The following is a 26,191-nucleotide window of genomic DNA, read 5'->3' on the forward strand; positions in this document are numbered from 1 at the left end:
CTTGGGCTTTGCGGCTTTCTTGGCGACCGGTTTGCTTGCCGCTTTGGGTTTGGCTTTCGGCGCGTCGACGTGATCCGTATTAACAGGCGCCGCGTTCAATTTGGTCCGCGTAGTCTTCTTGGCAGGCGCACCACTTGCGCTATCCGCCGATGTCTCGCGTTCAAGGAGTTCGCGCGCTCGTTGCCAATACTCGTCGGAGCGTCCATGTGGACGGCCATCTGCTTCCCACAGATGATAAGCCTGCAGACGAAGGCGTTCTTCCAATGATTTATTTTCCATTCAGTTAACCGTAACGGGATAATCGTGCATTTATGTTACAGGAGCAGCATTTTGCTTGTGTGATGTTTCTCTTGAGCAATGAGCATTCCATGCGCAGACATTTTTGCTTGATAGCACGGCAAAGAGACGCTTTAAAGTCAGAGTTACCGGGTATGGATGACCAGATCGATACCCCTCTCCCGCCAACCTAAACAGCCTTAGAATCCGACAAAAGCGCAGGGTCCGGAGACGCAAGATGGAGCATGCCTATTTCAAGTTGCTGCATGTCCTGGCCGGCCACCCGGGGTGGGCGCTGACGGTCGTCGTGCTCGCGTCATTTTTTGAATCGATAGCGTTCATCGGCACATTCATACCCGGCAGCACGGCAATGTTCGTGGCCGGCGCACTGGTTGGCACCGGCGTGCTCAATCTTGGCTGGGTCTTCGCATGCGCCATCGCGGGCGCGGTTGCCGGCGACGCCGCCAGTTACTGGTTCGGATGCCGCTACAAGAACGGCATCGCGCAATTGCGGCCGTTTCGAACGCATCCCGGCATGCTGGCGGCTGGCAAGCGCTACTTCGAAAAGCATGGCGCCAAGAGCGTGATCTTTGCCCGGTTCATCGCGCCATTGCGTGCGGTCGTGCCCGTGGTCGCCGGCATGCTAGGCATGCCCTCGGCCCGCTTTCTCGCAATCAACATTCTCTCCGCGCTGATCTGGGCGCCCTTGCATATCCTGCCGGGCGTTGTCTTCGGAGCATCGATAGAACTTGCGGGCGCCGTATCGTTCAGGCTCGTCGTCCTGCTCGCGATCGCGGTCGCGGTGACCTGGCTCACACTCAAGCTCACCACGCTGCTCGTGTCCCATGCGCGCGCCTGGACGGACACGTCGCGGCGCAACGTGCTCGACTGGGCGCGTCGCCATGACCGGGGTTTCGCGGGACGCGTGGTGCTCGGCGTGCTCGATCCGAAGCATCAGGCCGCGGCGCTTATCGCTGTCATCTCCGTGTTGTTGCTGGTGTCGGCGAGCGTGTTTTTTTCCACGCTGCACGACGTGTCGCACGGCGATCCGCTGGTTCAGGTCGACGTATCCGTGTTCCGGTTCCTCCAGGCCTTCCGGTCGTCATGGGGCGACGCCGTCCTTGCCGTATTCGCGACGCTTGGCAGCGTTCCGACGCTCGGCGCCCTCACCGTGCTCGTGGTCGTGTGGATGGCGCTCGAGCGTCGATGGCGCACCATGGCGTACTGGCTGACCGCCGTTGCCTTTTCACAATTGCTGATCCTCGCAATCCAGATCACGACCTTGCATCCGCTGCCGGGCGAAATCGCGTCCGGGCTGCGCGCATTTCCAAGCAATCACGTTGCGGCGAGCGTCGTCATTTATGGATTCCTCGCGTTCCTGATCGCGCGCCGGGTGGGGATGGTCGCGAGAATCCTCACCGCGATGGCAACCGTCGCCATCCTGTTTTCGGTCGCGTTCGCGGGCGTCTACTTCGGCAACTTTACGTTCTCCGATGCCGTCGGTGGCGCCGCATTGGCGGCGACATGGGTCTTCCTGATCGCGCTGACCGCCGTGTGGCGGTATCCGGCGAAACCGCCCGCGCGTCCGGCGATGCCCATCATCGTTTTGACGCTGGTCGGCGTAAGCGTCGTGTTGCAATCCGGTGCGAGCATTCAGGCGACGGCGCACGAATCGGCGCCGGCGCCGACGAAGGTAACGGCGATGCAATGGACCGATACCGTATGGCGGACCTTTTCTTGCTATCGATCCAGCATGGATGGCGACCGGCGAGAACCGATCACCATTCAATGGAGCGCAACGGCCGCGCAAATCAGCGCGCAACTGAAGGATCGAGGATGGACGGAAGGCACGCATCTAACAGCCCGCAGCGTGTTGTCTCTGGTGTCGCCCACTGCCACGGCGACCGAGTTGCCCGTGCTGCCGCGTCTGAACAACGGCGAACCGTCGGCGCTCGTCTTCACGCGTGCGCACCTGAGCGCGGACGAGCGCGACGTCCTGCGCTTCTGGCCGACGAACTTTGTGGTCGAGCATCATGGAGGCCAGTCGCCCACGCCGATCTGGCTCGGCGCGCTGGTTCACGAGCGGCTCGTGCGTCCCACGTGGCCGTTCAATGTCTTGCGACCGGACAAAGGCCTTGCGTCGATGATTGCAACCCACAACGATACATCGCCGTGGCACGACCTGGAGGTCGCGAGAAGCGCCGGTTGCGGTGGCATTCCGGTCACGCTGGTTGCATCGGAAGGACATTGAACGCGCCGGTTGCGACGCGCGCATCGCGTAATGAAGGGTTTCGGGAGACGGCCACTTGATTCAGATTCCACCGTCGGCGATCACCACCTGGGGCAGCGCCGTGGTCTTCGTCAACGTGCTCGTGACGCGGCTTGGCGTGCCATTGCCGATCATCCCGGTGCTTCTGTTTGCGGGTTCTGCGATCGCGGCCGGTCTTCTCGCGTTTTCGCACGTGTTGCTCGCGGCCGTGGTGGCGGCGTTGATCGGCGATTTCGCGTGGTTCTCGGCGGGGCGGATCTACGGCGCGCGTCTCACGGATTTTTTCGCGCGCCGCTCGCTTTCCGTCGATGCAAGCATCCGCACCACACGCAGCCTGTTCGAGCGTTTTGGCATTGCTATCGTCGCCGTGGCGAAGTTCGTTCCGGGACTCGCGCTCATTACACCGCCGCTGATGGGCACGACCGTGATTTCGCCGGTCAGGTTCGTTGCATGGGATGCGGTCGGCACGATCGTATGGGCTTCATTCTGGTTGCTGGGCGGCGCGCTTTTCGAGCAGCAACTTGCCATGCTGCTGATGGTGTTGCGGCCATACGGCGCGTCTATTCTCGACGTCCTCGCAGCGGCGGCGCTTCTCTACTTGATCTATCGGTTCGTGCTGCGCTGGCGCATCAGGCGTTGGCTGCGCCGCAGAGTCGTTACGGCGCGCAAGCTGGATGGCATGATGAAATCGGCTTCGCCGCCCTTGATCATCGATGCACGCAAGCACGCCGATCGCGACGAGCAGAGCGTGCGGATTCCGGGCGCGAGATTGCTCGATCCGGACTCGCCCGGAACCATCGACAGATCGCTTCGGGCAAGCGCGATTGTTGTGTACTGTTCCCATTCCAACGATGTCACCGCCCGCAGAGTCTGCCGCCGCTTGCGCGCGAAGGGTTTCGTGAATGTCCGGGCGTTGTACGGCGGGCTCGACGAATGGGTTCGGCGCGGCTATCCCGTCGAACCATTGCCGCTTGAGTTCGGTGAGATGGATTCGTCGATGGTGCGGTCTTGAGTATTTGAGTTACTCGGGAAACGGAAACGTGGTTTGTCCTTGCGCGCGCATGCCGAAGGTGTTCAGCGTCATTGCAACGAGCGCATAGTAGCCGAGCAAGCCGACGAGGTTGATCACGGTTACGTGCCCGAAGCGCGCGACCACCTGATCGAAGGTCGCGTCCGTGACGCGCTTTGTTTCGAAGAGCTGCGTGGCGAAATCGAAGATCAGGGCGTCGTCCGCGTCTTCGAAAACGGGCGGCCGGTTGTCGTGGATGGCATCGGCGATCGCGGCCGGAAGACCCGCTTCGAGCGCGATCGGATAATGAATGTACCACTCTGCCTGAGACCGCCAGCGCGCCGCGGTAACCAGAATGGCAAGCTCTGAAAGCCGAAGCGGCAAGCCCGTTTTGTATCGGCAGAACGCGCCGAGGCGTTGAGCGTGCTGCGCCAGCTCCGGACTATGGATCCAGCCGAGAAACGGACCATTGAGATTGCCGCGAGGACCGGAAAGGATTTCATCGAGCACGGCTTTTTGCTCGTCGGTCGCGAGGGCTGGATCGAACTCGGGAAGGCGGGTTGTCATGGCTGGCTCCATTCCTATCCATACATATGTGGGGATGCGCCAACTGCACGCGCGTGGCTAAATACAGTCAACGATGCGACGGGGACAAACTGACATCAGCTCAGGAAAGCATCGGAGTATCGGGGAGCAGCAAATCCGAGGGGAGAGGTGGCGTGTGCCGGCGGCTGGACGTGGCGAGACGTCCTGTCGTCGGCGGCGCTGCTCATGAACGCTCGAGTTTGCTTAAATATGCAATGTAAATCTCAGTTGCCGCTCGCGCCCGGTTCCCAATACACATTCAATCCCATCAATTCGGTCAGCGTTTGCGCTGCGGCTTTCATCCGTTCGCCGACTTCGTTCATGGCGGGTACGGGCGCATTATCGATCCGTTCTATAAACGGCGTCGTCAACGTGGCAATCGCGTGACCGGTTCGTCCGAACACCGGGTAGGCAAGATTCTTCACGCCCCTGACTTGCCGGCTCGGCATGCGAGCGTGTCCGCGTTCGCGGATTCGCGCGAGATCGGCGGCGAGCTGCTTTGCATCGACGGGAAGTTCACCGTCTACCGGAACGTGGAGCTTCAACATGCGCTTTCTTTCAAGCTCCTCCTGGAACGCCATGAGGACCTGACCCGAAGCGGTATCGGTCATGCCGATCAACGTGCCCACCTTCAACGAAAATCCAAAACGTTCCGGGCTTTCCACGCCCGCGACAATCAACACGCGGCCGTCCTGATACACGCATAGATGGAACGACTGCCGCACGTCGTTGGCGAGTTGCGTCATCAAGGGCAGCGCGGTAGTCACGAGCGATCGAACCGGCTGATGTCTATGCGCGAGCTGGAAGAGCAAGAGCGACAACACGTATCGATCGCCTATCGCGAGGAGATATCCGCGCGCTTCCAGCGTCACGACCATGCGAAAGATTTCCGCTGTAGTGCGCCCGAGCGTCTTGCCGAGATCCGCCAGCGACAACCCCTCCGGATGACCCGCCAGCAATTCGATGATGTCCAGCCCCTTCTCGAGCGCCGGCGCCGAATATCGCGTGTTGTCCAAGATCCCTCCAAAGTTGTGCGTACCTGCGTGGCGTGATTGTAGACCGGGAAAAGCGGCATCTCCGGCCGAAAACGCGCGCATGCGATCCTCGGGAAAACACCGACGTAAATTCATCTATGAAAGACCGTTTTATCTTTAAAATGATTTGCATCGGTGGAAAACGAGTCTGCGAGATGCGCGGACATGCTGACGCCGGTCGACAAACGAGGTAACGCTGATGGCTGAAGTAGCATTCAAGCAGGTGCAGAAATCGTTCGGCGCCGTGCAGGTGTTGAAGCAGATCGACCTGACGGTCAAGGACGGCGAGTTCCTCGTGCTTGTAGGACCAAGCGGTTGCGGCAAGTCGACATTGCTGCGCGCGCTCGCCGGACTGGAAGGCGTGACGCAGGGCCGGATTCTTATTGACGGACGCGTGGTCAACGACCTGCCGCCGAAGGATCGCGACATCGCGATGGTGTTCCAGAACTACGCGCTGTATCCGCATATGAGCGTGCTGGAGAACCTCACGTTTGCGCTGAAGTTGCGTGATCTGAAGCCCGATGAAATCGCGGCGCGCGCCAATCAGGCCGCGACCATTCTTGGGCTTCAGGACTTGCTCGGCCGTTATCCGCGGCATTTGTCGGGCGGCCAGCGTCAACGGGTGGCAATGGGGCGCGCAATCGTCCGCGACCCGAAGGTGTTTCTCTTCGATGAACCCCTGTCCAATCTCGACGCCAAGCTGCGCGTGCAAATGCGCGCGGAGATCAAGGCGCTGCATCAACGTCTGCGCGCAACGACGGTCTACGTGACGCACGACCAGATCGAGGCAATGACCATGGCGGATCGCATCGTGGTGTTGAATGGCGGCGTGATCGAGCAGATCGGCGCGCCGCTCGAACTCTACGATGACCCGGACAACCTGTTCGTGGCGAGTTTCATCGGGTCGCCTTCCATGAACTTCTTCACAGGCAAATACGAACTGCAAGGCGGCGGAGCGCGCGTACGTATCGGTGATTTTTCGTTGCAAGTGCCGGTCGTCAACGCTCGCGATGGACAGGACGTAACGGTCGGCGTGCGTCCCGAGCATCTTCTGGTGGCGGATGCCGGCGGCCTTCCATTCGATGTGGACGTGGTGGAACCGACGGGTGCATCGACTGAATTGTTCGGCACCGTCGCGGGACAACGTTGCTGCGTGATCGTGAACGGACGCCTGCCGCTCAAGCCCGCACAGAACGTCCGGCTGGCCGCGGAACTCGACAACACCCTGATCTTCGATACCGACACCAGCCGCAGGCTGCGTTGAGAACCAAGCGAAGACATATAACAAAGGAGATGCATCATGCGCCAGGATTCGATGAAAACCGCAGTGAAGATCGCCGTATCCATGCTGGCTTTGGCGGGACTGGTCGCCACGACCGGAGCACGCGCCGATAACGAATACAAAGGCTATACGCTACGCGTGAAGCTGATCGGCGGCGTGCAATACGAAGCGCTTTATACACGCATTCCGTTGTGGGAAAAAGAGACCGGCGCGAAGGTGGAGATCATCTCGCGCAAGAGTCACTTCGAGCTGGATCGTGAATTGAAGCAGGACATCGCTTCGCAACATATCGACTATTGCGTGTCGTCGAATCATACGAACTTCTCCGCGCAATATCCCATCTTTCGTGACCTCAAGGGCCTGTTCCCGGCAACCTATCTTTCGGCGTTTGCGCCCGCGTTGCTGAAGCAGTCCGAAGTCAAGGGCCAGCTCGTACAGATCCCGCGATCAACGGACATTGAAGCGCTTTACTACAACAAGACTGCATACGCCGATCCCGCCAATCGCGATGCATACAAGAAGAAGTTCGGGCAGGACCTGGCGCCGCCAAAAAACTTTGCCGAGTTCACGCAGCAAGCGACCTTCTTCACCAAGGCGCCGAGCTTCTATGGCACGCAATTCCCGGGTAAGGACGAAGCGCTGACAGGCACGTTCTATTCATTGCTGGTTGCCAACGGCGGTCAGCTATTCGATGCAAAAATGAAGCCGACATTCAACTCGCCGGCTGGCGTGAAGACCCTCGACTGGTTCGTGAACCTGTACAAAACCGGCGTGGTTCCGAAGGGCGTTCCGAGCTACGTCTGGGACGATCTCGGTAACAACTTTGCATCGGGCAAGGTCGCGCTCGATCTCGACTGGCCGGGATTCGCATCGTTCTATAACGACCCGAAGACGTCGAAGCTCGCTGGAAATGTGGGCGTGGTTCGTGCGCCGTTGGGTGCTGCGAACAAGCGTCCGGGTTGGTCGGGCTCGCACAGCTTTTCGATCACCAAAGTGTGCGCACGGCCTGATGTTGCAGCGAGTTTTATCCAGTTCCTGACGAGCAAGGATTCGCAACTCGTGGAGGCGCGGCTCGGCTCCATTCCTTCGCGCGTGGATGCGCAGCAGGCCATCGTGCAGGAGTTCAAGGCCAAGGACGATCACTTCATGGCGGACGCGGTGGCGACGTTCAGCCAGGCCGCGAAGGAAGACTCGTTCACGCCGCCGCGCATTGCGCAATGGAACGAAATTTCCAACGCATTGTGGCCGGAATTGCAGAAGGCGATCATCGGCGATGAAACCTCGCAGCAAGCGCTCGACAAAGCCGCGAAGAAAGTCGCCGACATCATGCAGGACGCGGCGGACCAGTAACGCTCGACCAAACATCATCAGGCTTTCGATGCAATCCAACACGCCTTATTCGATCGGCGGCGAACCCGCTCTGGCAACACCGCGCTGGCGCATTCCGCTGCCGATCAAGCTGCTTCTGCCCGCGTTCCTCGCGGTCGGACTGGTGGTCGTGCTGCCGCTGCTGTTCTCGTTTTATACGAGTTTTACGGCGTATCGCCTGACCGATCCCGACACGCTGTCGCACTGGATTGGCTGGCGCAACTACGAACGCGCGTTTGCGAACGGGGACTTCTGGGCCGCGTTCGGACGCACCATCTTGTTCCTCACCGTCGCGTTGAATCTGGAACTCCTGCTCGGTCTCGGCGTTGCGCTGTTGCTCAATCAAGTGACGAAAGGGCAGCGCGCGTTGCGCACGGTGATGATGTTTCCGATGATGTTTTCGCCCGTGCTAGTTGGCTTCCAGTTCAAGTTCATGCTCAACGACAGCACGGGCATTGTGAACAACCTCATGCAGACGTTGTTTGGCGCTAAGTCGGCATTCCCTTTCCTGGTCGATGCAAACTCGGCGCTTGCATCTTTGATTGCGGCGGAGGTCTGGAACTCCACGCCGATCTTCGCCGTGATCCTGCTCGCGGGTTTGATGGCGTTGCCGAAGGACCCCATAGAAGCATCGAAGGTGGATGGCTGCACGTCATGGCAGACCTTCCGCTATGTGACGCTGCCTTACCTGATGCCGTTCATTTATATATCGATGACGATTCGTTCACTCGATGTCGGCCGCGCTTACGACATCGTTCGCATCATGACCAACGGCGGCCCAGGCGGACGCACCGAGTTGCTCTGGACGATGGTCGGCCGAATTGCTTACGACGATTCACGCATGGGTTACGCAAACGCGATTGCGTATGTATCGGTGCTCGTGTCGATCCTCTTCACGCTGTACTTTTTCCGCAAGCTGAGCGGTGCGCGCAAACACATGGGGCCTGCCTGACACTATGAGCGATATGGCAATCAAGGGCGCATTCATGCGCAAGTCGGCAATGTGGTTTGGCGTGTTCATCGTCATGGCCGTCATCTGTCTGCCGGGGCTTTGGGTGGTGCTTAATGCATTCAGATCGAACGTGGCGATTCTTTCCAATCAGTCGCCGTTCGCGGGTTCGAGCTACACGCTCGACAACTTCAAGAGCATGTTTGGTTACGGTCAAATGGCGTCGCTGCCCATCAGCCAGTACTTCGTCAATTCCGTGATCATCTCGTGCGTGAGCACGGTCGCAGCGCTCGCCGTCGGTGTACTCGGCGGCTATGCGTTCGCGCGTTTCGACTTCAAGCACAAGAAGGTCATGTTCGTCACGCTCATGCTGACGCGCGCCATTCCGGGCATTGCTTTGTCGTTGCCCATCTTCATGCTATGGGCATGGACAGGTTTGCTGGACACACGCATTGGCGTGATCCTGGTTTATCTCGCGATGAACGTGCCGTTCACCGTCTGGCTTATCGACGGCTTCTTTCGTGAAGTGCCGATCGAGCTGTCTCAAGCCGCGCAGATCGATGGCTGCAATCGCTGGCAAGCCTTCTGGCGCATCGAGTTGCCGCTCGCAAAAAGCGGCATTGCATCGGCGGGGATCTTTGCGTTTCTCACGAGCTGGAACGAGTTCGCGCTCGCCACGCAGTTATGCCGAAGCCCCGATACAAAAACGCTTCCAGTCGGGCTCATGGATTTCACCGCGCAATTTTCGGTCGATTGGGCCGGCATGTGCGCGATGGCGGTGATCATCATCATTCCGGCAATCGTGCTGACCTTCATTGTGCAGAAACATTTGATCGCGGGGCTGACGCTCGGCGGCGTCAAAGGCTGACCGAATCGGTTGAACCCAGGCTTTAGAGGAAACAGGAAATGGCAACTATCGATACCGTCGACATCCGTCAGGTCGATCTTCAACCCAAGGTCAAACGCACGGACGCGATCCAGTCGTTCGTGGTCCAGGAAACCGTGCTCGTCACGATCCATTGCAGCGATGGCAGCACGGGCACGGGTTATACATACACCATCGGCACGGGCGGGTCGTCGATCGTCGCGTTGCTGCACGACCATCTCGTGCCGCAACTCATCGGAAGAAATCCATCGGAATACGAAGCAATCTGGCGTGACCTGTTTTTTCATACGCACGCAACGGCCGTCGGCGCGATTACGAGCCTGGCGCTCGCCGCTATCGACACCGCGCTGTGGGACCGCAACACGCGCGTGGCGAACGTGCCGTTGTGGATAGCCGCGGGCGGCGCGAAACCGCGTACCCGCACGTATTCGACCGAGGGCGGCTGGCTGCATTTATCGGCGAAGGAACTCGTCGATCAGACCCTCCAGGCACGCGACGCCGGTTTTCACGGCGCGAAGATCAAGGTCGGCCGGCCGCATCTGGCCGAGGACATGCGCCGGCTGACCGCCGTGCGCGAAGCCATGGGCGATGATTTCGAAATCATGGTCGATGCGAACCAGGGTTTCACGCTGTCCGAAGCCATCCGTCGCGCGAATGCTTTCGAGCCGCTGCGTCTTGCGTGGCTCGAAGAACCGATGCCCGCTGAAAACATCGCCGCGCATCAGCGTCTGAACGCGGCAAGTTCAACGCCGATTGCGGTTGGCGAATCGATGTATCACCCGGGGCAGTTCGGCGACTATCTGAAAGCGGATGCCTGCTCGATCGTGCAGGCGGACGTGGCGCGCATCGGCGGGATCACGCCGTGGCTCAAAGTGGCGCATCTCGCGGAAACCATGAACGTGTCGATCTGTCCGCATTTCCTGATGGAGTTGCACGTGAGCTTGTGCGCGGCGGTGCCGAACGCCACGTGGCTTGAATATATTCCGCAACTAGATTCGTTGACGGGCAAGCAGGTTCGGATCGAACAGGGGTACGCGGTCGCGCCGATGGAGCCGGGCATTGGTATCGATTGGGATTGGGACGCCATTCAGGGGACGCAACGCACGCATGTTCGTGTGGATGCCCGCGCGGCCGCCTGAAGATGAGCGCGTCCATTACACGCCATTGCCTGATGCTCGATCTGCGCGATGACCCTGCGGTCATCGCGCAATACGATGCTTATCACGAAGCTGTCTGGCCCGAAGTGCTGGACGCGTTGAAGGCGTCCGGGATTGTCGATATGACGATCTGGCGGCGCGACACGCGGCTTGTGATGCTGATTGAAACGGAGCCGGATTTCAGTTTCGGCAAACTCGTCGCCGGTCCCGATGCTCATCCGCGAGTGACCGAATGGAACGCGCTGATGGGAAGTTTTCAGAAGCCGCTGCCGAATGCAACGACCAGGGAATGGCAACCAACGAAACTGGCGTTCAACATGAACGCGCAGATGAGAGACGCGTGACGCTCAGGCAATGTGCAGGATCAGCGAGAAGAGCCCGACCGCAACACCCACGCCGCCGATAAGACAACCCGCCACCACGCACAATCGCCAAAGCGTTTTCATTTTTTGCGGACTCAAAAAAGAAGGCCGCTAGGCGGCCTAAGAGGGGTACAACAGGGGGGTCATGTGGCTACTGTAAGCGGCGATCCTTAAGGCAACATTAAGCCGCGCTCGCGGCGCCGTGCACGCCTTACCCAATCTTTTCCTGCAATGAAAAAGCCGACGCCGGATGAACTTGTAGTCCATCCGGCATCCGCGTTACCGCTTCCTACGTTTTGCGTTAGTCGCGGATGTGGGTCACGCTGACGATCGCGATATCACGCAATTTCATCGAGCTTAGTTATGCGAGTACAGCGACTGCGTAGGGTTCGCACGAACTCGGCTGCCCGATTGCGATTGCGTGTCCTGCACGCCACCGTACGACTTGGCATCAGCGGCCGATTGTGCGTTTTCAGCGGCAACGGTTTGTGCGCTTTGGCCGCGCTGCGAGGCGGGTGCGCCGACCGTCGGGTTATACGACGGTGCCGGGCCGTAGCCGCTGCTTGCGAATGCGGGTGCAGCCAGGGCTGCGGAAGTGGCGATCAACAACGTGGCGATAAGGTTTTTTTTCATGATGCGCTCCGATATTTCGTTGTAAGGGGCGCAGTGGCTGGTTTGTTCTGCTCACTGCGTCGATGAAATGCAGTGTATACCCTTACTATCGGTTTATTGTATTCGATAGGCGCAAATCAGTTTTCGGGATAGACGAATAATGAGATGACGGGATACGCCTACAAATCTAGCCGTGGAGCGTCTCGATAATCGCCGCCGTTATCCCGCTGCGGCCGTACGACGCCCTCTCGATCATTCCGACAGTACGCAGGATCGGCGGGTGCGCAATCGGAATCAGCCGCAGCGACGGGTCTGCCTGCCATCCCGCGCGATGCAGCTCCGGCAATACCGTCACCCCAACGTTCTTCCTGACCAGCGCCGCGATCGTTTCGATGGAGTTCAGCTCCAGATACTCCTTCACCTCCAGCCCAAGCGCCGTAAGCGCCTGATCCACGACCACGCCGGTGCGCACGCGCCGGTCGAACCGCAAGAACCCGTTCGACGCCAGGATGCGCTGCGGATCGGTATCGGTGATTTCGCGGCTGACGATCAGCATCAGCCTCTCCGTGTAAAGCGGCGTCCATTTCAGCGTGTCGGGCAGCGTCTGGTCGGGCCGCGCCACCACGGCGGCGATATCGACTTCACCTTGCTCGACCATCACCGTGAGTTCGTCCGACCGCGCCGATAACAACCTCACATCGAGCCCTGGGTGCGCGGTCTTCAGTTGCGCCACGCCCAAGGACAATGCGCCGATCACCGATACCACCGCGCCAATCGCGACCGGTCCCTGCATGGAATCCGCGGGTGTGGCTTCAAGTTCGTCGAGCAGATCGAGGATCTGCTCGACCTTCGATCGGATTTCGCGGCCCTGGCGGCTGAGCACGACCTGCCTCGCGCTGCGATCGAAGAGCTGCCGCCCGAGCGCGTGTTCCAGACCGCGCATCTGCAGGCTGACAGCCGCCTGCGTGAGCGCCACCTTGTCGGCGGCGGCGGCAAAAGAGCCAGTCCGAGCGACCGCGCGAAAGGTCTTCAGCATCCGGATAGTGGGCATCGGCGTTACTCAAGTTAATTTTAAGTGTCGAAAAGAAAGTTTAATATTTCCTGATGCATCGCGCCCGACATAATGATGATGAAAGTTTGATGAAGAGCATCCCCTTTTGTCGTGCAGCGGAGTATTGAAATTTGTCGACGTCGAATCAGCCGCTTCTCAATCAGCCCACGAAAACTCCCGTACTCGAAGTCAGCGGTTTCTCGCTGAAATTCTCGCGCGCTGTGAATGTGCCGAATCTCGTTGAAGATGTGTCGTTCTCGGTGAACGCGGGCGAGACGCTGTGCATCGTCGGGGAATCGGGTTGCGGGAAAAGCGTCACGTCGCTGGCCATGATGGGTTTGCTGCCGAGCCCGCCGGCGAATATCGTCGCGGGAAAAGCGCTGTTCGACGGCCGCGATCTTTTCAAGCTCACCGAACGCGAACTCGCCGATATCCGCGGCAACCGCATGTCCATGATCTTCCAGGAGCCGATGACATCGCTCAATCCGGCGTTCACCATCGGGCATCAGATTGCGGAGTGCGTGCAAAGGCATCGTGGATTGAAGGGTGCGGCGGCGCGCAAGGAAGCGCTGGAAATGCTGCGCCTCGTGCGCATTCCCGCGCCTGAAAAACGGCTCGACGCTTATCCGCACGAACTCTCGGGCGGCATGCGTCAGCGGGTGATGATCGCGATGGCGCTCGCCAATCGCCCGCAACTGCTGATCGCCGATGAACCCACGACCGCACTCGACGTCACCATCCAGGCGCAGGTTCTCTTGCTGGTGCGCAACCTGCAGGCCGAAACCGGCACGGCGATGGTCCTGATCACGCACGACCTCGGCGTGGTCGCGGAAGTCGCGGACCACGTCGCCGTGATGTACGCGGGGCGGATCGTGGAGTACGGATCGGTGGATGAGATCTTCGATGACCCGCAGCATCCGTACACGATCGGTTTGATGGGCGCGATTCCATCGGTGGGAAAACGCGAAGGGGCGTTGGCGACGATTCGCGGCTCGGTGCCGTCGCCCGAACAGATGCCGAAGGGGTGCCGCTTCGCGCCGCGCTGTCCGTTTGTGGAGCAGCGGTGTATCGATCAGGCGCCGCCCGACAAGACGATCGACGGTTCGCATCGCGTGGCGTGCTGGGTCGCGCCGGTCGAGACCGTCGCCTTGTATGACGAGGCCGCCGCATGAACCCGCCGATCATCGAAGCACAGGAACTCACCAAGCACTTTGGCGGCACGCGCAGCATGTTCACGCGCGCGCCGACCGTCTACGCCGTGAACGGCGTCTCGTTTTCCGTGCAGCAGGGCGAGACGTTTGCCATCGTCGGTGAATCGGGTTGCGGAAAGTCGACGCTCGGGCGCCTGTTGCTGCGCCTGATAAACAGCACCGAAGGACGCGTGATGTATCAGGGCAAGGACATCACGCATCTTGGCACCGAGCCAATGCGGCGTCTGCGCCGCGAGATGCAGATCATCTTCCAGGACCCGTTTGCATCGCTGAATCCGGGCATGACGGTGGGCCAGATCATCGGCGAGCCGATTGCGTTGCATGGCCTCGCGAAAAGCGCGGCGCTGCAGGAACGCGTCGCCGAGTTGCTGCGTACGGTCGGTCTGCAACCGGGTTATGCCGAGCGCTATCCGCATGAATTTTCGGGCGGCCAGCGCCAGCGGATTGGCATTGCTCGCGCGCTCGCTGGCGAGCCGAAATTGATCGTGGGCGACGAACCCGTGTCCGCGCTCGACGTCTCCGTGCAGGCGCAAGTGATCAACCTGCTCGAGTCGCTGAAGCAGGAACTCGGCCTCACGCTGATCATGATCGCGCACGATCTCGCGGTGATCCGCCATATGAGCGACCGCGTCGCGGTGATGTATCTGGGTGAGATCGTGGAGATGGCGGACGTCGACGATCTCTTCGATCAACCCTTGCACCCCTACACACAAGCATTATTGCAGGCGATCCCGGCGAGCAGTCCGCGTCAGCGCCGTAGCAAGGCATCGCTCACGGGTGACTTGCCGAGCCCGACTTCTCCGCCTTCCGGTTGCCGTTTTCATCCGCGCTGCCCGCATGCAAAAGCACGTTGCGCCGACGAACAGCCGGTCAACGAAACTCGGCCGGACGGGCATCGCGTGGCCTGCCACTTCTGGCGCGAGATCCAGAACGCGGGCGGTGGCGCGCCGCTTGTTTCCATCGTGAGTCCGAAGCTGACCGAGCGGCTCGCGGTGTATCGGCAGCGTCAGACGGCTGTAGATGGCGCGCTCAAAGAACATTCGAATACACGATAAAAACGGGGAATTCCAGATGCGCAAACTTCTTTTGGCCGCGACGCTTGCGGCAAGCACAAGTGCTGCGATGGCTCAGACAAGCTCGACTATTCGTATTGGTCTGCAGGACGATATCGGCACGCTCGATCCGGCGCGAAGCAGCCAGGTGGTCGACCGGATCGTGTTCAGTTCGCTGTGCAATTCGCTGGTGGATATTGGCCCGGATCTGAAGATCGTGCCGATGCTCGCCACCTCGTGGAGCATGAGCGCCGACAACAAGACACTCACGTTCAAGTTGCGGCAGGGCGTCAAGTTCCACGACGACGAACCGTTCAACGCCGCCGCCGTGAAGGCGAACCTCGACCGTTCGCGCTCCATGCCGGCGAGCAATCGCAAAAGCGAGCTGGCATCGATCGATCATGTGGATGTTGTCGATGCAAACACCGTCGCCATCGTTTTGAAAGCGCCTGACGCCGCGCTGCTCGCCACGCTCACCGATCGCGCCGGCATGATGCTCGCGCCGAAGACGCTGACCGACGACGCCGGCGTGTCCACGCATCCGGTCTGCTCGGGCCCGTACAAGTTCGTGCAGCGCGTGCAGAACGACCGCGTCGTGCTCGAGAAATTCGCGGGCTACTGGGACGCTGACAAATACCCGATCCAGAAGGTCATCTTCCAGCCGATTCCGGACAGCACCGTGCGTCTTGCGAACCTGCGTTCCGGTTCGCTCGATATGCTCGAACGTCTTGCGCCTTCCGACGTGGCATCGGTGAAAAGCGACAAGAACCTCAACTTCATTTCGATGAGCGGCTTAGGCTTCTACGACCTTACGTTCAACGTATCGAACGGCGCGCGTGCCCCGAAGGCGTTCAAGGACAAGCGTGTGCGCGAGGCGTTCGAATTGGCAATCGACCGCGATGCGATCAATCAGGTCATCGGCGGCGGCATCTTCGCGCCGATCAATCAGGCGATCCCGAAGAACAGCCCGTACTTCGATGCATCGCTGAAGACCACCAAACGCGATATCCCGAAGGCGAAAGCGTTGCTCAAGGCGGCGGGTTTCGAGAAGCTCGACGTGGAGCTGACGTTCGGCAATAACACCGTATCCAACCAGATGGCGCAGATGCTTCAAGCCATGTTGTCCGAGGCCGGCATCAACCTGAAATTGCGTCCGACCGATTACGCCGCGGCGCTCAACGCATCGACCAAGGGCGACTTCGAATTGCTCTATCTCGGCTGGTCGGGCCGCACGGACCCGGATGGCAACCTGCATCAGTTCGTGACCTGCAAGGGCAATCTGAACTACGGGCGTTATTGCAATCCCGACGTCGACAAGCTGCTCGACGATGCCCGCGTGAAGTCGACCGTCGCCGATCGCAAGACGGCCTACGATGCCGCGCAAAAGATCCTGGCCGACGAAGATCCGATCATCTATCTCTACGCACAGCCGTGGCCGTACGCAATGTCGAAGAAGGTGCAGGGCTTCACGCCTTACCCTGACGGCTTGATTCGTCTGCGCGGCGTAAGCATCAAGGGATAAACCGTTCATGTTGCGAATCATCGCCAACCGTGCGCTCGTCGCGATCCCGACACTGATCCTGGTGTCGATGATGATCTTCGGCCTGCAAAAAATGCTTCCCGGCGATCCGGTTCTGGCGATGGCCGGCGAAGACCAGAATCCGCAAGTCATCGCAACGTTGCGCCTCAAGTATCACCTCGATGAACCCGTGCCCGTGCAATACGCGCTTTGGGTACGGGACATCTTTCATGGTGATCTGGGCGCGTCGTTGCGTACCGATGTTCCCGTGACAAAGCTCATCGCGCAGAAGTTGCCGGTGACGCTGCAGCTCGCCGTCATGGCGATGATCATCGCAATCGGGATCGGCATTCCGCTCGGGGTTTTATCGGCGGCGAACAAGGGCAAGGCGCTCGACTACGGCGCGAATATTCTCGCGCTCACCGGCATGTCGATACCGAATTTCTGGCTCGGGATCATTTTGATTTTTGTGGTGTCGGTGAAATGGCAGTTGTTGCCGTCGTCGGGATACGTGTCGCCTGTCGAGGACTTCTGGCTGAGCATCAAGACCATGTTGATGCCCGCGTTCGTGCTCGGCGCGGCGCTCGGCGCGCAGTTGATGCGGCATACGCGCAGCGCAATGCTCAGCGTCTTGCGCAGCGATTACATTCGTACGGCGCGTGCGAAGGGGTTGTTGAAAGGCACGGTGGTCGTGAAGCACGGCTTTCGCAACGCGTTGATTCCCATCGTCACGGTGCTTGCGTTGCTGTTCGGCGAGTTGCTCGCGGGCGCCGTGCTGACCGAGCAAGTATTCACCATTCCGGGCTTCGGCAAGCTGGTTGTCGATGCAGTTTTCAATCGTGATTACGCCGTGGTCCAGGGCGTGGTGCTGGTCACGGCGGTCGGGTTTATCGTGGTGAATCTGTTCGCGGATGTTCTTTACATCCTCCTCAATCCGCGCTTGAGGAGAAGCTGATGGCGACTATCGTGGAAACTGCCTTGCCGCGTAAGCGCAACCGCGCGCTCGGCCGCTTCATGCGCAATCGCGCGGCCGTTGCGGGCGCGGCGATCGTGCTGCTCGTGATTCTCGTTGCGGTGTTCGCGCCGTGGCTCTCGCCCTACGATCCCATTCAGGCGAGTTTCATGACGGTTCGGCAGGCACCCTCGGCGAGTCACTGGTTCGGAACCGACGAACTCGGCCGCGACGTCCTCACGCGTTTGCTCTGGGGCGCGCGGGCTTCGTTGCTGGCGGGCGTGGTATCGGTGGGAATCGCCGTTGTGATCGGCGTGCCGCTGGGATTGCTCGCGGGCTACTTCGGCCGGTTCGTCGATGGCGTCATCTCCCGCTTTACCGATGCCCTGCTGTCCATCCCGTTCCTGATCCTCGCCATTGCGCTGGCGGCGTTCCTTGGCCCAAGCCTCACCAACGCGATGATCGCCATTGGTGTCTCGGCCATGCCGCGCTTCGTGCGCCTGACACGTGGCCAGGCAATCAGCGTCAAAGCGGAGGATTATGTGGAAGGCGCGCGTGCAATCGGGCTCGGGCATTTCCGCATCATCGTCCGATACATCTTGCCGAACGTCCTGCCGCCGATCATCGTGCAGGCGAGTCTCACCGTCGCCATGGCGATCATTGCCGAAGCCAGCCTGTCGTTCCTCGGGCTTGGGCAATTGCCGCCGGCGCCTTCGTGGGGATCGATGCTGAACACCGCGAAGGACTTCGTGAGCCAGGCGCCCTGGATGTCGATTTTCCCGGGCATTGCGATCTTTCTCGCGGTCCTCGGCTTCAATCTTCTCGGCGACGGACTGCGCGACGCGCTCGATCCGCGCGAGCTTTGAACACTGTTGAACCGCAACACCTTCATTAATCAAAGAGACGAGTTTCCCATGACCCGCTTTAACTGGCAGAACCCCTATCCGACACCGCGCTTGCCGGTGTTCGCGCGCAATATCGTGTCCACTTCGCATCCGCTTGCTGCGCAAGCGGGCTTGCGCATGTTGTGGAAGGGCGGCAATGCGGTCGACGCCGCCATCGCCGCCGCAGCAGCGATCACGCTGGTCGAGCCAGTATCGTGCGGTCTGGGCGGCGACGCGTTCGCGCTCGTCTGGGACGGCAAGAAACTGCACGGGCTGAACGCGTCGGGTGTATCGCCGGCGGCGTGGAACGTCGATTACTTCAAGAACAAGTATGGCGAGCAGAACGGCATCGCGAATAATCCGAAGCGTGGTTGGGACGCAGCGACAGTGCCGGGCGTGATCGCGGGATGGGAAGCGCTGCACGCGAAATTCGGCACGCTGCCGTTCGCCGATCTGATGGAACCGGCTATCGAAATTGCCGAGCGTGGTCACGCGGTGGCAAGCATCGTTGCTTATAAATGGGCGGCCGCCATTCCCGAGTTGAAGGACTATCCCGGTTTCGCCGAGACGTTCATGCCACGCGGCCGCGCGCCTGAAATCAGCGAACTGATGCGTTATCCGGGGCACGCGAAGACGCTGCGCACCATTGCTGAGAAAGGTCCGCGCGCGTTCTACGAAGGCGAGATCGCCGAAAAGATCGCGGCGTTCGCGAAGCAGGGCGGCGGCGCAATGACCGCCGACGATCTGCGCAATTACAAGGCGGATTGGGTCGAGCCGATCTCGAAGGATTATCGCGGATATACCGTGCATGAAATTCCGCCGAACGGGCAGGGCATCGCGGCGCTGATCGCGCTCGGCATTCTCGACAAGTTCGACGTGAAGGCGCTGACCGTCGATAAAATCGAGTCGCAGCATTTGCAGATCGAAGCCATGAAGCTTGCTTTCGCCGATGTCTACCAGTACGTCGCCGATCCGCGCTCCATGGACGTCACGCCCGAGCAAATGCTCGACGACGCGTATCTCACCGAGCGCGCGAAGCTCATCGATCCGAACAAGGCCAGGCATTTCGACTTCGGCATGCCGCCGGCGGGCGGGACCATCTACATGTCGGTGGCGGACGAGCGCGGCATGATGGTGAGTTTCATCCAGTCGAACTACATGGGTTTTGGTTCGGGCGTGGTCGTACCGGACACGGGTATCGCCATGCAGAATCGTGGCTTCGGTTTTTCGATGGACCCGAAATCCGCGAACGTGGTCGAAGGCGGCAAGCGTCCGTTCCACACCATCATTCCGGCGTTCCTCACGCAAAAGGTGAACGGCACGGAAGAAGCGGTGATGAGCTTCGGCGTGATGGGCGGCGACATGCAGCCGCAGGGGCATCTGCAGTCCATCGTGCGAATGCTCGATTACGGCCAACAGCCTCAAGCCGCCTGCGATGCACCGCGCTGGAAGGTCAATCGCGATTTCACGGTGGATGTCGAAGCGACGCTCGACGTTAATACGGTGAAGGCGCTGCAAGGGTACGGCCACACGATCAAATCGGTCGATGATCCTTATATGGACTTCGGTTCAGGCCAGTACATCTGGAAGCTGGATCGCAACGAACCCGAGCGTGGTTATGTGGCTGCGAGCGATAGCCGGAGGGATGGGTTGGCGGCCGGGTTCTAATTTCAAGATACGCTCGGTTACTTTTATCGCATTCCGGTAGCACCTGTATCAAGACGTCGCTCCTACACTTGGCTGCATACACCAAGAGCACGACAAGTGCGCGGAGAGACTAAATGAACAAGAAGATACTGGGTGCAGTACTGGGGTTGGGCGTACTGATGGCATCGGCGGCGGCTTCAGCGCATGTCAATGTGGACGTGGGAATCGGCGTGCCGGGGTATTACGCGCAGCAGGCTCCTGTCTACGTGGCGCCGCCTCCGCCTGTGGTGGTCGGGTATGGCGGCTACGGCGGTTATCGTGACGATGGCTGGCGTGAACGCGAATGGCGTCGCCGTGAGTGGCGGCATCATGAGTGGCGTGAGCATCGTTGGCATGATCGCCACGGGTACTAAAATTCAAAAGGCCGCTCGATCACACCGAGTGGCCTTTTTCGTTGTGGCGTTACAAAGCCGGCGTCAACGCATACCGCCGGCAATGTTCCAGATACCCCGCTTCGTGACTGCTCACCAGCGCCACGATGCTATTCCAAAGCCACGACGGCGCATCCAGCGACTTGCTCCGCGCTCGCCGCAACTCGGATAACCACGCGCGCCGCCCCGACTTGTCCATCTGCCGCGCGTGCGCTTTGCCGACCACCATCGCGAGGAAACGCGCCGCTTTCATCGCTTCCTCTTGCGTGAGCTGTTCGACGGTAAGCTTCATGTCCTGCGGCAACAATTCACGAATCACCACCGATCGATCATTCAAACGCGCCGAACGCATGCGCTCACCCAGCGCCGGCGTCAGATGCCTCGCGCCCTCGACGATCCGCTCGCCGTTATCGCGCGGCATGTCCTGACCGGGGTAACGCGGCGCGGCGGCCTTCAGCCCTTCCTTGATATCGATAAGACAAAGGTCGTCGCCTTCCACCACGCCACCATCGACGTCCAGCAACACCGCATACCGCAAGCGTCCGAGGGAGCTGCAGCCTTTGACCCAATACGCGGCATCGATGACGGAGACGTTTTCCTCATCGGCGTTCTTGCGCAGGGCCGTCGCAATGTCGGCGATCTCGCGGCGCTCGAACAGGGCTTCTATCTCGCTGCGCTCTTTTTTATCGAGCGGCCAGAAACGCTTGCCGAGGGGAATGCTCGGCTCCGTATCGTCGATACGTTCAACCGCCAGTTGCTGCCACGTTCGCCGCACAGCTTCCTTCATCATCACGCGCACGGCTTCGGGCTTCGTGTTCTTGATCAGGCGATCCTTGGTGGTGGCATCGAACGCGTGTTCGTAGCCTTCCGAGAGCGCTTCGATCATGCGTGCGGTCGTGACGCCGGGCAGGTCGGAACCCCGCGCAGCCGTCGCCAGCGATAACCCCAGCCGCACGATGTCATGCGCCGGATTGCCGATCACAGTCTGGTCGAGATCGCGAATCTGGATCTCGACCTCGCCGTCGGTGTTGGCAACCGGCCCGAGATTGCCGGTATGGCAATCGCCGCAGATCCAGATGGCCGGACCCTCGGGAAGCGTGTGACCTTCTATGCCGTCGAGCCATTCATAGAACTTGCTCGTGTTGCCGCGCACGTAGGCGTGCGCGGATTCGGCCATCTTCATGTTGCGGCGCGCGTTGAGCAGCGGCTGACGATCATTGATGCCGGGAAGGGCGGGGGATTTTTTCTTGGGCATGGGGATCGTCCTGTTAGTGCTTGCTTTAAGCAAGCCGCATGCCGTTGATTCGTAATGCTTTTGTATGGTTCGATGGTCAACCGAGGTCTTCCAGATCTGAGCTTGCTGCTCGTTCGGCAGGCGGCTTTTTTATCCATTGTCTGTGCAGTGCCTTTTCGACCTTCCGTCCAACGACCAGCAACACGATCAACATCACAGTTGCGATCAGCGCAACGCTCCACACCCCCAGCCCGCAGACGATACCTACCGCCGCCGTCACCCATATCGATGCCGCCGTGGTCAGCCCGCGAATCCGGTATTGCCCCGGCGTTTGCACGATCACGCCCGCGCCCAGGAAGCCGATGCCGGTCACAATTCCCTGGATCGCACGCGAAACGTCGGTGCTCATCGTTGCACTTTGCGTGGCAAAGCCCATCGCGGCCATGGTCGTGAGGCAAGCGCCGAGCGACACGAGCCCGAGCGTCTTCATGCCCGTAGGTTTGCCGTGCAGATCGCGATCCACGCCGATGATGCAACCTATCGCAAGCGCCCAGAACATGCGGATTACGACATCGGTGAGAACGGGGAGAGGGAGCATTGCGGGCCTGCGATTAAATGGTCACGCCTGCATTGTGAATGCTTCTTGCGAAGCGACTTGAATTTTGATCCGTTACGGTAACGGGCTGTGCTTTTTCAAGGAGACACAATGAGCTTACCTACCTTTACGATGGTCGATGCCGCCCCCACGCCGGTCGCGCCTTTTTCCCACGCAGCGGAAGCCGATGGCTGGGTGTTCCTCACCGGCCAGATGCCGACCGATCCCGACGATGATTCGAAGCCCTTGCCCGAAGGCGTCGAAGCGCAGACGCGCCGGGTGATGGATAACCTGATTCTCGTGCTGGAGGGCGTGGGGTTATCGTTGGATAACGTGGTCAATGTGCGGATTTTCCTGACCGAATTCAAACGCGATTACCCGGCGATGAACACCGTCTACAAGAGCTATTTCGAGCCGAAGCCGTTGCCGGCGCGGACGTGCATCGGCGTAACGGGATTGGCGCGCGATGCACTCGTGGAGATTGATTTCGTGGCGAAGCGTTAGCTTAGGAAGATCATGAACGCGCACTTGCTGTCGCGTCGACGTAGCGGAAGGTGAGGTTGACGCGTTCGCCGCGCGCTTCGGGTTCTTTCGGCACACGATGCGCCCAGTCCAGTTGCGTGCGTCCGCGCATGACGAGCAGGCTGCCATGCGTGAGTTGCAGCGGATGCACCTGGCGTGTCTTCGTGTGGCGGAACTCGAAGGACCGCGTGGTGCCAAGACTTACCGATGCAATTACCGGTTCCAGTCCGAGTTCGCGTTCTTTATCGGCGTGCCAGCCCATGCTGTCCTGACCGGTCCGGTAGCGATTGAGTAACACGCTGTTGAACACGGTTTCGGCGACTGCTTCAGCTTTTTCTTTCAACGATAAAACCGTCGGTGTCCACGGTTTCGGAACGTTGCGAATGCCTGAGTAAACATAGAGCGCGCCGGGGTCGCCCTGCCACGCGGTGAGGCGCGGAAAGGGTTTCTTCCCGCCGGGCGTGTTCATGATGTCCTGCTGCCACGTGACTTCATCGAGCAGCGCGGCCATGATGTCCGACGCCGCTGCCGCATCCAGCCACTCAGGCAGCCAGTCGATGTCCGGCTTAGGGATGTCGTCGAAAAGGTCGAACATGGCGTGGTTTCAGCTTTGGAATGCAGGGTCGTTTCGATAACTTAGCAGATTACGCAATAACGTTTTGGACCTGCTTCTGCAACCTGCGACGGGTGCTTTCCCGCTCGCTATAAAGATGCAACGCAACCAGCTCCAATACGAGGGATCGAAAACGCGTTATTTCGTCGGTAAAGGACGTAGCTACAAATCTTGACGATTACGTTCTGGATAAATACGTTAGATATCCTTGATACTTGGTAAAGAGGTTTAGACGAATTATCAATTTGATCTAAGCCCGTGCTTTGTCTTCCACACTACGAGACCTCACAAATTCAGATGAAAACCAGAATTCTTATCGCCGCGTGCATGCTGACTACTCCTGTTCTCGCCAACGCTGCATGCGAGGAATTTCTCGAAAGCTGGACGCAGAAACTTCACCCCAATCGCGCATTAGACAGCGAATACGTCACTTGCAAACCATGGCCGGCAAATCCTGCGCTAACACTTGCCGTATTGCCTTTGCCAGCCAAGGGCTCGGATTCCGACACAGGCACTTACGATCTCGAACTCCTGGTCGCGGACAGCGGTTCCGGTTCGATCATTGCGCATTCCTACCAAACGTCCGCGATTACCTACGATGCGATGCTTCTGTCCGGAATCTCCCTCGATACTGCACGCTATCAATTAATGCCCGAGAACCGAGCTTTTGGTGTTCGTATCAGCCATTCCGGATCGTCGCGTGTTAACCCATACGACACGACATCGCTGAGCCTGTACGTTATTGACGGGCAGCGGCTCAAACCGGTGCTCGACCGCCTGACGGTCGAAGAACGCGGCGGCGAGTGGGATGGTCAGTGCTCCGGCGAATTCAACAGCACGAGCCGCACGATTGACGTCGGCCCTGCGGGCGTGGACGGCTACGCCGCACTCAAAATCCTTGAGAAGTCGAAGAAAAGCACAAATGTTTCCAAGAACGGCAACTGCTCAAGTAAAGACTCACCCGTCCGCCGGACTAGCTTCGTGCTTCAGCACCGCGACGGGCGCTACATCGTTCCAAAAAACATGCAGTCCGATTAATTCCGGAAGCTCCATCACGGCCAAGGTGTCCGACGCCGCAGCCGCATCCAGCCACTCAGGCAGCCAGTCGATGTCCGGCTTAGGGATGTCGTCGAAAAGGTCGAACATGGGCGCGGTTCGTGGCGGGGTCGGACATCGTAAGTTAGCAGATTGTCCAACCCGGAGCTTGCGCAATCATCTCAATGCGCGAGCTTCGTCACCGTCACGCGTTTCTTCAGCACCCTGGCCTGAAGCACGATCACCAGCAGCAGGAACACGCCGCGTATCACCGATTGCCAATACGCCGACAAGCTGATGAAGCCGAGACCATTCTCGAAGTTGAGCAGATTGAACACGAGCCCGAGCAAGGCAACGCCGGCGATGGTCATCGCAATCGATCCCTGTCCGCCAGTAAGCAAGGTCCCGCCGAGCACCACCGCCGATATCGCGAACAACTCCCAGCCGATACCTTCATTGGGCTGCCCCGCGCCGAATTGAGCGGCCAGGATCGCGCCGGCCAAACCGGCAAGCAACCCGCTCAACGCGTAGACCGCGACCAGTGTCCGGTCGACGTTCAAACCCATCAGCCGCGATGCTTCTTCGCTGCCGCCAATCGCCAGCGCGTGTCGTCCGAAGCGCGTGCTTCTCAGCGCAAGCCAGCCTAAAACCGCAGCCACGGCGGCGACGATTCCCGGTATCGGCAAGCCGAACAAGTCGCCCTGGCCGAAGTTGGCGAAACTGGAATCGGCGGCCGCGGCAATCGATACCGCATCGTTATGGCCCAGCAACAGCGCCATGCCGTGCGCGCCGAGGCTTGTTGCGAGCGTCACGATGAACGGCAGGATCCGCATGTGCGTGATCACGAGGCCGTTCAACACGCCGACCGCCAGCCCCGCGCCCGCGCCGGCCAGCACGGCGGCCACGCCGCCATGCGAACTTGCCAATGCCGCGACCACGCTCGCGAACGCCGCCACCGCGCCCACCGACAAATCGATGCCGCCCGTGATGATCACAAACGCCATGCCCACCGATATCAACGCGAACATCGAGTTGTATCGCCAGAAGGAGGTGATGTTGTAGGCCGATGCAAAGTGGTCGTAGCGGGTCACGCCGAACACGAGCAGCGCGGCCAGTGCCAACAGGATGGGAAGGTTCTTTTTCATATCGATGCCCCTAGCGCTGGCGCCGTTGCACATAAACCGCGGCGATGATGATGCCCGCCTTCACGACCAGCGCGGCCGCGTCGGGAATCCCGTGAGCGAGCAGGGTGTATCGAAGCAACTGGATGATCAGCGCGCCGATCAGCGTCCCGACGATATACGCCTTCCCGCCCGTCAACGCCGTGCCGCCGACGGCAACGGCGGCGATGGCATCGAGCTCGGAACCAAGGCCGATCACGTTGGCATCGGAAGATGAATTGACCGAGATCGAGATAAGGCCTGCCAGCCCGGCCAGCGCCGCGCACAACGTGTACGCGAGCATCTTCACGCGCGTGGTGGGAATTCCGCTCAAATAGGCCGCTTGTTCATTGCCGCCGGTCACGAGCAAATACTGGCCGAACAGGGTCTTGCGCACGATCCATGCAAATATGGCGACCAGCAGAAGCATCAGGAACACTTGGGCTGGCACGCCCGCGACGCGGGCCACACTACGATCCGAGGCCCGGCTTGTGGA

27 protein-coding genes are annotated in these 26,191 nt (G+C 59.9%); 17 read left to right on the forward strand and 10 right to left on the reverse strand.

The genetic code is table 11. The features are described 5' to 3' along the window. Positions 1-279 (reverse strand): DUF2934 domain-containing protein (locus tag ACFFAR_RS01885; protein WP_375507455.1); only part of this gene is annotated, 279 nt, incomplete at its 3' end. A 235-nt stretch (positions 280-514) separates the two neighbouring features. On the opposite strand from ACFFAR_RS01885, the gene ACFFAR_RS01890 reads away from it, so the two are divergent. Continuing rightward, a complete protein-coding gene (locus ACFFAR_RS01890) occupies positions 515-2,527 on the forward strand; it encodes a VTT domain-containing protein (protein WP_375507456.1) in 2,013 nt (670 codons plus the stop codon). Positions 2,528-2,582: 55 nt separating this feature from the next. Then, entirely contained in the window at positions 2,583-3,557 is a 975-nt protein-coding gene (locus tag ACFFAR_RS01895) for a VTT domain-containing protein (protein ID WP_062168243.1), read from the forward strand. A 9-nt stretch (positions 3,558-3,566) separates the two neighbouring features. On the opposite strand, the gene ACFFAR_RS01900 is transcribed toward ACFFAR_RS01895, so the two are convergent. Both ACFFAR_RS01900 and ACFFAR_RS01905 read right to left on the reverse strand, forming a co-directional pair. Then, complete coding sequence (locus ACFFAR_RS01900; protein ID WP_174362293.1) at positions 3,567-4,121, reverse strand: carboxymuconolactone decarboxylase family protein; 555 nt, start codon at positions 4,119-4,121, stop codon at positions 3,567-3,569. Positions 4,122-4,363: 242 nt separating this feature from the next. After that, on the reverse strand, positions 4,364-5,155 hold the full coding sequence (locus tag ACFFAR_RS01905) for an IclR family transcriptional regulator (RefSeq protein ID WP_062001015.1): 792 nt from the start codon (positions 5,153-5,155) through the stop codon (positions 4,364-4,366). Between the two features lie 217 nt (positions 5,156-5,372). On the opposite strand from ACFFAR_RS01905, the gene ACFFAR_RS01910 reads away from it, so the two are divergent. From ACFFAR_RS01910 to ACFFAR_RS01935, 6 genes are read left to right on the forward strand one after another with little or no spacing between them, the layout of a single operon-like run. Beyond that, positions 5,373-6,437, forward strand: coding sequence for a sn-glycerol-3-phosphate ABC transporter ATP-binding protein UgpC (locus ACFFAR_RS01910; RefSeq protein WP_174362292.1), 1,065 nt, complete (start codon positions 5,373-5,375; stop codon positions 6,435-6,437). A 36-nt stretch (positions 6,438-6,473) separates the two neighbouring features. Further along, on the forward strand, positions 6,474-7,805 hold the full coding sequence (locus ACFFAR_RS01915; protein WP_174362291.1) for an extracellular solute-binding protein: 1,332 nt from the start codon (positions 6,474-6,476) through the stop codon (positions 7,803-7,805). A gap of 28 nt (positions 7,806-7,833) precedes the next feature. Continuing rightward, positions 7,834-8,775, forward strand: a complete 942-nt coding sequence (locus tag ACFFAR_RS01920) for a carbohydrate ABC transporter permease (protein ID WP_174362290.1) — start codon at positions 7,834-7,836, stop codon at positions 8,773-8,775. A gap of 13 nt (positions 8,776-8,788) precedes the next feature. Then, positions 8,789-9,640 carry a carbohydrate ABC transporter permease gene (locus ACFFAR_RS01925; protein ID WP_375507460.1) on the forward strand — a complete coding sequence of 284 codons (852 nt, stop codon included), beginning with the start codon at positions 8,789-8,791 and terminating at the stop codon, positions 9,638-9,640. 38 nt (positions 9,641-9,678) lie between these two features. Beyond that, a complete protein-coding gene (locus ACFFAR_RS01930) occupies positions 9,679-10,797 on the forward strand; it encodes a mandelate racemase/muconate lactonizing enzyme family protein (RefSeq protein ID WP_174362289.1) in 1,119 nt (372 codons plus the stop codon). 2 nt (positions 10,798-10,799) lie between these two features. After that, entirely contained in the window at positions 10,800-11,159 is a 360-nt protein-coding gene (locus tag ACFFAR_RS01935) for an L-rhamnose mutarotase (protein ID WP_062168231.1), read from the forward strand. Between the two features lie 375 nt (positions 11,160-11,534). On the opposite strand, the gene ACFFAR_RS01940 is transcribed toward ACFFAR_RS01935, so the two are convergent. Then, positions 11,535-11,810, reverse strand: a complete 276-nt coding sequence (locus ACFFAR_RS01940; protein ID WP_062000544.1) for a hypothetical protein — start codon at positions 11,808-11,810, stop codon at positions 11,535-11,537. Positions 11,811-11,976: 166 nt separating this feature from the next. After that, positions 11,977-12,840 carry a LysR substrate-binding domain-containing protein gene (locus tag ACFFAR_RS01945; RefSeq protein ID WP_062168229.1) on the reverse strand — a complete coding sequence of 288 codons (864 nt, stop codon included), beginning with the start codon at positions 12,838-12,840 and terminating at the stop codon, positions 11,977-11,979. Positions 12,841-12,971: 131 nt separating this feature from the next. Between ACFFAR_RS01945 and ACFFAR_RS01950 the strand changes: the two genes are divergently transcribed. From ACFFAR_RS01950 to ACFFAR_RS01980, 7 genes are all read left to right on the forward strand, one after another. After that, positions 12,972-14,012, forward strand: a complete 1,041-nt coding sequence (locus ACFFAR_RS01950) for an oligopeptide/dipeptide ABC transporter ATP-binding protein (protein ID WP_174362288.1) — start codon at positions 12,972-12,974, stop codon at positions 14,010-14,012. Further along, complete coding sequence (locus ACFFAR_RS01955) at positions 14,009-15,106, forward strand: oligopeptide/dipeptide ABC transporter ATP-binding protein (RefSeq protein ID WP_174362287.1); 1,098 nt, start codon at positions 14,009-14,011, stop codon at positions 15,104-15,106. The genes ACFFAR_RS01950 and ACFFAR_RS01955 overlap by 4 nt, the downstream gene beginning before the upstream one ends. A gap of 16 nt (positions 15,107-15,122) precedes the next feature. Beyond that, entirely contained in the window at positions 15,123-16,625 is a 1,503-nt protein-coding gene (locus ACFFAR_RS01960) for an ABC transporter substrate-binding protein (protein WP_062000540.1), read from the forward strand. 7 nt (positions 16,626-16,632) lie between these two features. Continuing rightward, a complete protein-coding gene (locus tag ACFFAR_RS01965) occupies positions 16,633-17,577 on the forward strand; it encodes an ABC transporter permease (RefSeq protein WP_062168222.1) in 945 nt (314 codons plus the stop codon). After that, complete coding sequence (locus tag ACFFAR_RS01970; RefSeq protein WP_062000538.1) at positions 17,577-18,440, forward strand: ABC transporter permease; 864 nt, start codon at positions 17,577-17,579, stop codon at positions 18,438-18,440. Before ACFFAR_RS01965 ends, ACFFAR_RS01970 begins: the two co-directional genes overlap by 1 nt. 48 nt (positions 18,441-18,488) lie before the next feature. Beyond that, on the forward strand, positions 18,489-20,126 hold the full coding sequence (gene ggt, locus ACFFAR_RS01975; protein ID WP_174362286.1) for a gamma-glutamyltransferase: 1,638 nt from the start codon (positions 18,489-18,491) through the stop codon (positions 20,124-20,126). Between the two features lie 113 nt (positions 20,127-20,239). Further along, the gene (locus ACFFAR_RS01980) at positions 20,240-20,518 is read left to right on the forward strand and encodes a hypothetical protein (RefSeq protein ID WP_062000536.1); all 279 of its coding nucleotides are present in this window, start codon (positions 20,240-20,242) and stop codon (positions 20,516-20,518) included. Between the two features lie 49 nt (positions 20,519-20,567). Here the strand turns inward: ACFFAR_RS01980 and ACFFAR_RS01985 are convergent, their stop codons facing one another. Both ACFFAR_RS01985 and ACFFAR_RS01990 read right to left on the reverse strand, forming a co-directional pair. Further along, on the reverse strand, positions 20,568-21,791 hold the full coding sequence (locus tag ACFFAR_RS01985; protein ID WP_375507457.1) for a DUF2252 domain-containing protein: 1,224 nt from the start codon (positions 21,789-21,791) through the stop codon (positions 20,568-20,570). A gap of 76 nt (positions 21,792-21,867) precedes the next feature. Further along, positions 21,868-22,368, reverse strand: a complete 501-nt coding sequence (locus tag ACFFAR_RS01990) for an MgtC/SapB family protein (RefSeq protein ID WP_062000534.1) — start codon at positions 22,366-22,368, stop codon at positions 21,868-21,870. 108 nt (positions 22,369-22,476) lie between these two features. Between ACFFAR_RS01990 and ACFFAR_RS01995 the strand changes: the two genes are divergently transcribed. After that, positions 22,477-22,869 carry a RidA family protein gene (locus ACFFAR_RS01995; protein WP_062168217.1) on the forward strand — a complete coding sequence of 131 codons (393 nt, stop codon included), beginning with the start codon at positions 22,477-22,479 and terminating at the stop codon, positions 22,867-22,869. A gap of 10 nt (positions 22,870-22,879) precedes the next feature. On the opposite strand, the gene ACFFAR_RS02000 is transcribed toward ACFFAR_RS01995, so the two are convergent. Beyond that, entirely contained in the window at positions 22,880-23,482 is a 603-nt protein-coding gene (locus ACFFAR_RS02000; protein ID WP_375507458.1) for an alpha-ketoglutarate-dependent dioxygenase AlkB, read from the reverse strand. A 315-nt stretch (positions 23,483-23,797) separates the two neighbouring features. Between ACFFAR_RS02000 and ACFFAR_RS02005 the strand changes: the two genes are divergently transcribed. After that, the gene (locus ACFFAR_RS02005; protein WP_174365297.1) at positions 23,798-24,538 is read left to right on the forward strand and encodes a hypothetical protein; all 741 of its coding nucleotides are present in this window, start codon (positions 23,798-23,800) and stop codon (positions 24,536-24,538) included. Between the two features lie 179 nt (positions 24,539-24,717). Here the strand turns inward: ACFFAR_RS02005 and ACFFAR_RS02010 are convergent, their stop codons facing one another. Together ACFFAR_RS02010 and ACFFAR_RS02015 are read right to left on the reverse strand one after the other, a co-directional pair. Then, complete coding sequence (locus ACFFAR_RS02010; RefSeq protein ID WP_062001013.1) at positions 24,718-25,680, reverse strand: ABC transporter permease; 963 nt, start codon at positions 25,678-25,680, stop codon at positions 24,718-24,720. A 10-nt stretch (positions 25,681-25,690) separates the two neighbouring features. Next, the coding region (locus ACFFAR_RS02015; protein WP_375507459.1) for an ABC transporter permease at positions 25,691-26,191 on the reverse strand (501 nt) is incomplete at its 5' end.

This window comes from uncultured Caballeronia sp., assembly GCF_964243625.1.
Taxonomy (GTDB): domain Bacteria; phylum Pseudomonadota; class Gammaproteobacteria; order Burkholderiales; family Burkholderiaceae; genus Caballeronia.

Bases quoted from the DNA above. Each gene is read 5' to 3' on its own strand.
- ACFFAR_RS01955 (WP_174362287.1), top strand. From the start codon at position 14,009: ATGAACCCGCCGATCATCGAAGCACAGGAACTCACCAAGCACTTTGGC.
- ACFFAR_RS01990 (WP_062000534.1), bottom strand. From the start codon at position 22,368: ATGCTCCCTCTCCCCGTTCTCACCGATGTCGTAATCCGCATGTTCTGG.
- ACFFAR_RS01915 (WP_174362291.1), top strand. From the start codon at position 6,474: ATGCGCCAGGATTCGATGAAAACCGCAGTGAAGATCGCCGTATCCATG.
- ACFFAR_RS01960 (WP_062000540.1), top strand. From the start codon at position 15,123: ATGCGCAAACTTCTTTTGGCCGCGACGCTTGCGGCAAGCACAAGTGCT.
- ACFFAR_RS01920 (WP_174362290.1), top strand. From the start codon at position 7,834: ATGCAATCCAACACGCCTTATTCGATCGGCGGCGAACCCGCTCTGGCA.
- ACFFAR_RS01995 (WP_062168217.1), top strand. From the start codon at position 22,477: ATGAGCTTACCTACCTTTACGATGGTCGATGCCGCCCCCACGCCGGTC.
- ACFFAR_RS02000 (WP_375507458.1), bottom strand. From the start codon at position 23,482: ATGTTCGACCTTTTCGACGACATCCCTAAGCCGGACATCGACTGGCTG.
- ggt (WP_174362286.1), top strand. From the start codon at position 18,489: ATGACCCGCTTTAACTGGCAGAACCCCTATCCGACACCGCGCTTGCCG.
- ACFFAR_RS01900 (WP_174362293.1), bottom strand. From the start codon at position 4,121: ATGACAACCCGCCTTCCCGAGTTCGATCCAGCCCTCGCGACCGACGAG.
- ACFFAR_RS01965 (WP_062168222.1), top strand. From the start codon at position 16,633: ATGTTGCGAATCATCGCCAACCGTGCGCTCGTCGCGATCCCGACACTG.
- ACFFAR_RS01985 (WP_375507457.1), bottom strand. From the start codon at position 21,791: ATGCCCAAGAAAAAATCCCCCGCCCTTCCCGGCATCAATGATCGTCAG.
- ACFFAR_RS01925 (WP_375507460.1), top strand. From the start codon at position 8,789: ATGGCAATCAAGGGCGCATTCATGCGCAAGTCGGCAATGTGGTTTGGC.
- ACFFAR_RS01890 (WP_375507456.1), top strand. From the start codon at position 515: ATGGAGCATGCCTATTTCAAGTTGCTGCATGTCCTGGCCGGCCACCCG.
- ACFFAR_RS01930 (WP_174362289.1), top strand. From the start codon at position 9,679: ATGGCAACTATCGATACCGTCGACATCCGTCAGGTCGATCTTCAACCC.
- ACFFAR_RS01945 (WP_062168229.1), bottom strand. From the start codon at position 12,840: ATGCCCACTATCCGGATGCTGAAGACCTTTCGCGCGGTCGCTCGGACT.
- ACFFAR_RS02010 (WP_062001013.1), bottom strand. From the start codon at position 25,680: ATGAAAAAGAACCTTCCCATCCTGTTGGCACTGGCCGCGCTGCTCGTG.
- ACFFAR_RS02005 (WP_174365297.1), top strand. From the start codon at position 23,798: ATGAAAACCAGAATTCTTATCGCCGCGTGCATGCTGACTACTCCTGTT.
- ACFFAR_RS01910 (WP_174362292.1), top strand. From the start codon at position 5,373: ATGGCTGAAGTAGCATTCAAGCAGGTGCAGAAATCGTTCGGCGCCGTG.
- ACFFAR_RS01940 (WP_062000544.1), bottom strand. From the start codon at position 11,810: ATGAAAAAAAACCTTATCGCCACGTTGTTGATCGCCACTTCCGCAGCC.
- ACFFAR_RS01980 (WP_062000536.1), top strand. From the start codon at position 20,240: ATGAACAAGAAGATACTGGGTGCAGTACTGGGGTTGGGCGTACTGATG.
- ACFFAR_RS01935 (WP_062168231.1), top strand. From the start codon at position 10,800: ATGAGCGCGTCCATTACACGCCATTGCCTGATGCTCGATCTGCGCGAT.
- ACFFAR_RS01970 (WP_062000538.1), top strand. From the start codon at position 17,577: ATGGCGACTATCGTGGAAACTGCCTTGCCGCGTAAGCGCAACCGCGCG.